Origin of the sequence: Streptomyces sp. NPDC059455 (assembly GCF_042750115.1) — a bacterium.
GTDB classification, from domain to species: Bacteria; Actinomycetota; Actinomycetes; order Streptomycetales; family Streptomycetaceae; genus Streptomyces; species Streptomyces endocoffeicus.
This window is the reverse complement of record NZ_JBHYVB010000390.1, coordinates 1-4955: the sequence shown is the minus strand read 5'-3', so window position 1 is coordinate 4955 and position 4955 is coordinate 1. Positions and strand designations below refer to the sequence as shown.

The window sequence follows — 4955 nt, the reverse complement described above, 5'->3', positions numbered from 1 at the left end:
TCCGCCAACCGACCCGCGAACACCGGCGACGAATCCAACAACTCCACCGCCATACCCACCCACTGCGACCCCTGCCCCGGAAACACGAACACCGGCCTCCCGGCGTGGCCCGCCACGCCCTGGGCCACAAGGCCACCGGGCTCGGCCCGGGTGAGCGCCGTCAGTCCGGCGCGGAAGTCCTCGACGCCGCCACCGACCACCACCGCGCGGTGGTCGAAACGGGCGCGGGTGGTGGCCAGCGAGAAGCCCACATCCACCGGCGACGGTTCCGGATCCTCCGCGAGGCGCGCCAGCAGGCGCTCCGCCTGCCCGCGCAGGCCGGACTCGGTCTTGGCCGACAGCACCCACGGCACCGCCGCGCCGCCCACGGGTGCCACGCCCTCTGCCGAGGTGTCCGCGGGCCCGGGGGCCTCGGGGGCCTGCTCGATGATGGCGTGGGCGTTGGTGCCGCTGGCACCGAAGGCGGACACCCCGGCGCGGCGGACCCGCCCGGTCTCCGGCCACGGCCGGGCCTCGGTGAGCAGTTCGACGGCGCCCGAGGTCCAGTCCACGTTGGGCGACGGCTCCTGGATGTGCAGGGTGCTGGGCAGCACCCCGTGGCGGATCGCCTGCACCATCTTGATCACGCCGCCGACCCCCGCGGCGGCGGCCGTGTGGCCGATGTTGGACTTCAGCGAGCCGAGCCACAGCGGCCGGTCGGTCGGGCGGTTCCTGCCGTACGTGGCCAGCAGGGCGTTCGCCTCGATGGGGTCACCCAGCGATGTCCCTGTACCGTGCGCCTCGACCACGTCCACATCGGTCCCGGACAGGGTGGCGTTGGCCAGCGCCTGGCGGATCACCCGCTGCTGGGCACGGCCGTTGGGTGCGGTGAGGCCGTTGCTGGCGCCGTCCTGGTTGATGGCGCTGCCGCGGACGACCGCGAGCACGGTGTGGCCGTTGCGGCGGGCGTCCGAGAGCCGTTCCAGCAGCAGCACTCCGACGCCCTCGCCCCAGGCGGTGCCGTCGGCCGTGGAGGAGAACGCCTGGCAGCGGGAGGAGGTGGACAGCGCCCGCTGACGGCTGAACTCGATGAAGCCGCTCGGCGTGGACATCACGGTGGTGCCGCCGGTGAGTGCCATCGAGCAGTCGCCCTGGCGCAGCGCCTGGCACGCCATGTGCAGCGCCACCAGCGACGACGAGCACATGGTGTCCACCGTGACGGCCGGTCCCTCCAGGCCCAGGGTGTAGGCGACCCGGCCGGAGAGGATGGCGCCCGAGGCGCCCATGGACATCTGGCCTTCGAGCCCCTCGGGGAGCTCGGTCAGATCGCGGGCGTAGTCGAAGTCGGTGGCGCCCATGAAGACGCCGGTGTCGCTGCCGCGCAGGGTGCCCGGGTCGATTCCGGCCCGTTCGAAGGTCTCCCAGACCACTTCCAGCAGCAGCCGCTGCTGCGGATCCATGGTGAGTGCCTCGCGCGGCGAGATGCCGAAGAACACCGGGTCGAACTGGTCCACGTCCTGGAGGAATCCGCCCTGGCGGGCATAGGTGCGGCCCTCGCGGTCGGGGTCCGGGTCGAAGAGGTTCGGCAGGTCCCAGCCCCGGTCGGCCGGGAAGTCGGCCATGCCGTCCCGGCCTTCGGCCACGGCCTGCCACAGGTCCTCGGGGGAGCGGATCTCGCCCGCGTAGCGGCAGTTCATCGCCACGATGGCGATGGGCTCGGGGGTCTGCAGCTCCTGGATCCGGCGGTGTGCGGCACGGAGGTGGCCGGTGGCCCGCTTGAGGTAGTCGCGCAGCTTCTTCTCGTTGTCCATGGTCGTCAGCTCCTCAAGAGGGCCGGAACGTCGGTGGCGGCCGGGGCGGTGGCACGGCGGTTCATGAGGCCGTCAGATCCCGGCCCAGCAGCTCGAACATCCCGTCGAGCAGCTCGAACATCTCGTCGTCCGTGGCCGATTCGATGTCGTCCAGCTCCAGGGCGGCGAGGGTGGACTGGACGCGGTCGAGCTCGGCGAGCGCCACGGTGTCCACGGACTCCTCGCCCGATGGCAGGAGTTCCTCCCGTAGCAGCACGGCGAGGTCGTCGGCGGTCGGGTAGTCGAAGACGAGGGTGACCGGCAGCCGCAGCCCGGTGGCGGCGTTCAGCCGGTTGCGCAGATCGACGGCGGTCAGCGAGTCGAAGCCCAGCTCCTTGAAGGCCCGTCCGGTCTCGACCGCGCCCGCGTCGGCGTAGCCGAGGGCCGCGGCCGCCTGCCCGCTCACCAGCTCCACGAGGGCGGTGTGGCGGTCGGCCGGGCCGAGCTCCGCGAGCCGCGTGCGCAGCGCGGCGGCGCCACCGGCCTCCTCCCGCTCCGTTCCGGCCGGGTCCTGCCCGGGGCCGCCCGCCTCGGGGAGGTCGGCGAGCAGGGGCAGCGGCCGGGTGGCGGACAGGGCGGGGGCGAAACGGCCCCAGTCGATATCGGCCGCGACGAGGAACCCGTCGCCCCGCGCGACCGTCTGCCGCAGCAGCTCCAGCGCCCGTGCGCCGTCGATGGGCGGCGCGCCGCGCCGTCGCAGCTGGTCCGCCACCTCGCCGTCGATCATCCCGCCGCCCGCCCAGGCGCTCCAGGCCACCGAGGTGGCGGGCAGGCCGTCCGCGCGGCGCAGCTGGGCGAGCGCGTCGAGATACGCGCTGGCCGCCGCGTAGTTGCCCTGTCCGGCGGCGCCCACGGTGCCGGCGATCGAGGAGATCAGGACGAACGCGTCGAGGTCCAGGTCCCGGCCCTGGCCGCGGCCCCGGCCCCGGTCCCGGGTGAGCTCGTGCAGATGGCGCGCGCCCGCCACCTTGGGGCGCAGTACGGCCTCGATCCGCTCGGGGGTGAGCGCGTCGACGGTGGCGTCGTCCAGCGCGCCCGCGGCGTGCACCACGGCGGTCAGTGGGTGGTCCGCGCCGTCGCGCGTGATCTGGTCCAGCAGGTGTGCCAGGGCCTCACGGTCGGCCACATCGCACGCGGCGACGGTCACCCGGGCGCCGCGCTCGGTCAGTTCGGCCTCCAGCTCGGCCGCGCCCGGGGCTCGGGGCCCGCGACGGCTGACCAGCACCACGTGTTCGGCGCCCGCGTCGACCAGCCCGCGGGCGATCTGGGCGCCGACGCCTCCGGTGCCACCGGTGATCAGGACGGTGCCGCGGGGCTGCCAGCGCTCACCGGAGCGGGTGGCCCCGGCCCGCCTGAGCCGCCGGGCGAGGGTGCCCGAGGCGCGGATGGCCAGCTGGTCCTCGCCGTCCTGGCCGGTCAGGGCGCGGGCGAGGGCCCTGAATGCGCCGTCATCGAGCGCCTCGGGCAGATCGATCAGCCCGCCCCAGCGCTGCGGATGCTCCAGCGCGACCGCGCTGCCCAGGCCCCAGACGAGGGCTTGCGCGGGGGCTTCCAGGCGGTCGACACCGCGGGTGGAGACGGCGCCACGGGTGACACACCACAGGGGCGCGTCAACACCCACCTCGCCCAGCGCCCGCACCAGGTCGAGGGTGGTGGCGAACCCGGTGGGGACGTCGGGGTGTTCCGGGTGCGGTCCCTCGTCGAGAGCGAGCAGGGACACCACGCCGCCGGGCGCCCCGGCGTCCCCGAGGGCCTCGGTGATACGGGCGGCGAGCCGGGCGCGGTCGGTGTCATCCGGGCCGATGCGTACGGGGACGATCTCGACGCCGAGCGCGGCGAGCCCGGCGGTGATGGCCTCGGTGGCGGCGAGGCTGGTGTTGGTGGGGCCAGTGGCGGCGGGGCCGGTGGTGGCGGGCCGCCTGGCCTCGCCAGCCCCGGCGTCGACGGCTCCGGCGGTGCCGGGCCCGACGATGACGGCCCCCGAGTCAGCAGCCCCGGGGTTGGCGGGCCCGGCGTAGGCGCCCCCGGTGGTGGTGGCCCCGCCCCCGCCGCCCTCCTTATCAGTGGGGCGAGCCTCGGCGGGCACCGCCACCAGCAGGCGGCCCGGGAGCGCGGGGGTCCTTTGTCCGTCGAGCGGTTGCCAGCCGATGCGGTAGCGCCAGGCGTCGAGCGCCGCCTGGTCGCTCAGCCGGGAACGCCACGACGAGAGCAACGGAAGCACCTCGCTGAGCGGTGCGTCGGCGGCCGCGCCCAGTGTCGCCGTCAGCGCATCCAGGTCGGCCTTCTCGACCGCGGTCCAGAACTCCGCCTCCGCCGGGCCGGTGGTCGCCTCGGCGACCGGCCCGGTCTGGGGCTCGACCCAGTAGCGGGCGCGCTGGAACGCGTACGTGGGAAGGTCGACACGCCTGGCGCCCCGCCCCGCGAACAGCCCCCGCCAGTCCACCTCCGCCCCGTGGACGTAACCCTGCGCGAGCGAGAGCAGCATCCGCTCGGGGCCGCCCTCCTCGCGGCGCAGGGTGCCGATGACGGCGGCCGAGCCCTCGGCGGCCTCGACGGTGGCCTCGATGGCGGCGGCCAGCACGGGGTGCGGGCTCACCTCCACGAACAGCCGGTGGCCGCCGGTGAGCAGCGCCCGGGTGGCCGCTTCGAGCTGTACGGTCTCACGCAGGTTGCGCGCCCAGTAGGCGGCGTCGAGCCCGGCCGTGTCCAGGGGTTCACCGGTGACCGTGGAGTGGAAGACGATCCGTGAGGTGCGCGGCCGGATGGGGGCGAGGATCCGCAGCAGTTCGTCGTGGATCTTCTCCACCTGCGCTGAGTGCGAGGCGTAGTCCACCGGGATCAGCTTCGCCCGTACGTCCTCGGCCTCGCATTGGGCCAGCAGCTCGCGCAGCGCCTCCGGTTCGCCGGAGACCACCACCGCGCCGGGGCCGTTGACGGCCGCCACGGAGATACGGCCGTCCCAGGCGGCGATGCGCTCGCGCACCTCCTCGACCGGGAGCGACACGGACATCATGCCGCCGTGTCCGGCCAGCCCACGGGCGATGGCCTGCGACCGCAACGCCACCACCCGCGCCCCGTCCTCCAACGACAGCCCACCCGCCACCACCGCAGCAGCGATCTCCCCCT

At 74.7% G+C, this 4955-nt stretch carries 2 protein-coding genes; both read right to left on the bottom strand.

Annotation, left to right across the window (positions count from 1 at the left end):
* Window positions 1-1790, bottom strand: a 1790-nt coding sequence (locus ACFXB5_RS52605; protein WP_385222989.1) for a type I polyketide synthase, incomplete at its 3' end; no start/stop codon positions are given.
* A gap of 61 nt (window positions 1791-1851) precedes the next feature.
* Window positions 1852-4955: SDR family NAD(P)-dependent oxidoreductase (locus ACFXB5_RS52600; protein WP_385222987.1), on the bottom strand; the 3104-nt coding region annotated here is incomplete at its 5' end.